Genomic DNA, 3,113 nt, shown 5'->3' with positions numbered 1-3,113 from the left:
CTATCGGCGCATTCTCAGGCCGCAGCAGCGCCACAGCGGGCAAATCCGTGGCTCCAGAGCCAGGCCGGAACCGATGCCGATGTGCAGAGTTTTCCCGGCAACCCACCCTGCAAAGGAGTCCAGCGATGACCGCCACCAGGAAAAAATGGTCGGCCGAGGTGACCGAGCACAGCAACGCAATGGATCTTGAGGATCACGTCTTCGAATCCGACGACGCCAGGAAGATCGCCGGCTCGCTGAAACGATCCGCCGAACACAGCCACAGGCGCAAGGCCGAGCCTTTCCAATCCGCCATGTCGATGCTGAATTTTTACATCAACCGCGCCGGCAAGAACTTGCCTGCCGCGCGCAAAAAAGTGCTTGAGGACGCCAAGGACGAACTGCGCAGCGCCTTCGGACGTGACAAGGATGATTAGCGGCGGCCGGCCCTACCGGGCGCGGATGACGCCGTCTGTGTTGGCGAGCAGTTTGCGCACTGCATTGCGCGCGGCGTCGGGGCGCTGCAAGCGGATGTTCTTCTCGATCGCCTCGTGCAGCTTCTGCGCGTGGTTGAGATCGTCGATCTCCCGCGTCGTATAGGCAAAGAGGTGATCGAACGCGGACTCGATCAGTACGCCGAGCGGCACCAGAAGGTCATTGCCCGAAGCCCGCAGGATGGCAAGATGGAAGCGCGTGTCGGCACGGGTCCGCTCCTGCAGGCTCGTCGCCTCTCCCATCTCCCGGCAGGCCAGGCTGATCTCGGCCATCTGCTCGTCGGTTCTTCGCATGGCGGCAAACGCGGTCGCTTCCGGCTCGATGATGTGGCGGAATTCCTGCACCGTCTTGAGGAACACTTCGCGATCCGGCGACGTCGCGTACCAGGCAAGCACATCGCGATCGAGCAGGTTCCAGCGTTCCTTCGGCTCGACCCAGCTGCCGATCTTGGGACGTGAGGCCAAAAGGCTCTTGGCCATCAGCATCTTGATGGCTTCGCGCACCGCCGAGCGGCTGACGCTGAAGGTCTCCGACCATTTCGCTTCATTGGGCAGGATGGTGCCGGGCGGATAGTCGCCGCGCACGATCCTGAGGCCGATTTCGCTGGCCAGCGAGGCGTGGACGCTGGAGCCTGGGATACGCGCGGCGTCGGCGCGGCGAACGCCGCCCGGACGGTCCCCGGAGACCGCCTTCCCCAACGATTTTTCCTTGTTCGGCTTCGCGTCCCGCATGGGTTCCAGAAAGTCCGTATTAAGCAGGCTGTCAAGCGCGGCAAGCGGCTTGCACCGCAAAGCCGCCCGCTGTGCACAGATCAGCCCCGATTGCTTCGCGGATCAGTCCTGCTTGACGTATTTGCGCCAGCTATGCTCCGGGCGGAAGCCCAGCACGTCGCGCGCCTTGCGGTTGGAGAGCAGCGTCTCGTATTCGCCGAGTTCGGCCTTGACCGTCACGCCGGGGTAGAACCGCTTCAGGAGTTCGGCAGTCGGCAGGTCGGACGAGGTGTCGTCATTGGCCGCGTTGAACACCTGATAGCCGAGCCCGTCCTTCTCGATGGCGCGCAGCGTGATCTGGCCAAGGTCGCGCGCGTCGACATAGCTCCAGGCGATGCGCTTGCGGAAACCCGGATCGGCGAACCATTTCGGAAACAGCGAATATTCGTGCGGCTCGATGACGTTGCCGATGCGCAGGGCGTAGATGTCGGTGCCGTTGCGTTGCGCAAAGGCCCGCGCCGTTTTCTCGTTGACGACCTTGGACAAAGCATAGCTGTCCATCGGATCGACATCATACTCCTCGTCGAGCGGGAAATATTTGGGATCGCGCGGCTCGTTGGCGAACACAAGCCCATAAGTCGTCTCGCTGGAGGCGATGATAATTTTGCGGATACCGAGCTTAACCGCCGCCTCGATGACATTGTAGGTGCCGAGCGCATTGATGCGGAACACCTCGTTGTCGGTGGTGATCATGATGCGCGGGATGGCGGCGAAATGCACCACCGCATCGACCGGCTGCGGGCGCAGCGAGGGGTCGAATTCATGCAGGCCCATATAGCTCGACAGTGCGTTGAACACCTGCCCGCTGTCGGTGATGTCGGTAATCAGCGTGCGCACCTTGGGATTGTCGAGCGGCTTGGTGTCGATGTTGAGCACCTGGCAGCCTTGCTCGACCAGATATTGGACGACATGGCGTCCGGCCTTGCCGCTGCCGCCGGTGAACATGATCCGCTTCGTCATTTTGCTCTCCACATCCTCAGGAATTTATGTGTATTGTCAGACAATATCGCCATCCGCAACCACCCTCGCCTGCAAAACGGCAGTGCCTGACATCAATCATTGCAACAGGACTTGAAGACATGAACACGACTGCCGCGAGCGAAAAGATCGGCTTCATCGGGCTTGGCCTGATGGGCCACGGGATCGCCAAGAACATCGTCGACAAGGGCTACAGCCTGACCTTCCTCGGCCGCAAGAACCGCAAACCGGCGGAAGACCTGCTTGGCCGCGGCGCCACGGAAGCATCGACCTCGCGCGATGTGGCGGCGGCATCTGATATCGTCTTCATCTGCGTCACCGGTTCGCGCGAGGTCGAAGCCATCATTCGCGGCCCCGGCGGCCTCAAGGAGGGCTTGAAAAAGGGCTCGGTCGTCGTCGACTGCTCGACCTCCGATCCGGTCTCGACGGTGGCGCTGGCAGAGGAACTCAAGGCGCTCGGCATCGATTTTGTCGACGCGCCGCTCAGCCGCACGCCGAAGGAAGCCTGGGAAGGCACGCTCGACGCGATGGTCGGCGCGCCGGACGCCCTCTTTGCCAGGGTGAAGCCGGTGATCGAAACCTGGGCCGGCCGCATCGTCCATATCGGCGACACCGGCGACGGCCATCGCATGAAGCTGCTCAACAATTTCATCTCGCTCGGCTACGCCGCGATCTATTCCGAGGCGCTGGCGCTGGCTGAGAAGGTCGGCATCTCGCCGCCGCGCTTCGACAGCGTTATTCGCAATGGCCGCATGGATTGCGGCTTCTACCAGACCTTCATGCGCTGGACGCTCGAAGGTGACCGCGACGCGCACAAATTCACCATCGCCAATGCCTTCAAGGACCTGACCTATCTGGAATCGATGGCGGGTGCGGCCGGTATTGCCAATC

Annotated in this window: 4 protein-coding genes; 2 read left to right on the top strand and 2 right to left on the bottom strand. The window is 62.0% G+C overall.

The features are described 5' to 3' along the window. The first annotated feature begins 125 nt into the window (after window positions 1-125). Entirely contained in the window at window positions 126-416 is a 291-nt protein-coding gene (locus tag EN964_RS30095) for a DUF3175 domain-containing protein (RefSeq protein ID WP_127270870.1), read from the top strand. Window positions 417-428: 12 nt separating this feature from the next. On the opposite strand, the gene EN964_RS30090 is transcribed toward EN964_RS30095, so the two are convergent. Together EN964_RS30090 and EN964_RS30085 are read right to left on the bottom strand one after the other, a co-directional pair. Beyond that, window positions 429-1,205, bottom strand: coding sequence for a FadR/GntR family transcriptional regulator (locus EN964_RS30090; protein WP_127271478.1), 777 nt, complete (start codon window positions 1,203-1,205; stop codon window positions 429-431). A 102-nt stretch (window positions 1,206-1,307) separates the two neighbouring features. Then, window positions 1,308-2,204, bottom strand: a complete 897-nt coding sequence (locus tag EN964_RS30085) for an NAD(P)-dependent oxidoreductase (RefSeq protein WP_127266785.1) — start codon at window positions 2,202-2,204, stop codon at window positions 1,308-1,310. A gap of 119 nt (window positions 2,205-2,323) precedes the next feature. Here EN964_RS30085 and EN964_RS30080 point away from each other — a divergent pair. Continuing rightward, on the top strand, window positions 2,324-3,113 hold a 790-nt coding region (locus EN964_RS30080; protein WP_164776088.1), incomplete at its 3' end, for an NAD(P)-dependent oxidoreductase.

Source organism: Mesorhizobium sp. M7A.F.Ca.CA.001.10.2.1, from assembly GCF_003998575.1.
GTDB lineage: Bacteria > Pseudomonadota > Alphaproteobacteria > Rhizobiales > Rhizobiaceae > Mesorhizobium.
This window is presented reverse-complemented; position numbering and strand designations above follow the sequence as displayed.

What these genes read in the sequence shown, in the direction of transcription:
- EN964_RS30095 (WP_127270870.1), top strand. Translation starts at nt 126, where the DNA reads ATGACCGCCACCAGGAAAAAATGGTCGGCCGAGGTGACCGAGCACAGC.
- EN964_RS30090 (WP_127271478.1), bottom strand. Translation starts at nt 1,205, where the DNA reads ATGCGGGACGCGAAGCCGAACAAGGAAAAATCGTTGGGGAAGGCGGTC.
- EN964_RS30085 (WP_127266785.1), bottom strand. Translation starts at nt 2,204, where the DNA reads ATGACGAAGCGGATCATGTTCACCGGCGGCAGCGGCAAGGCCGGACGC.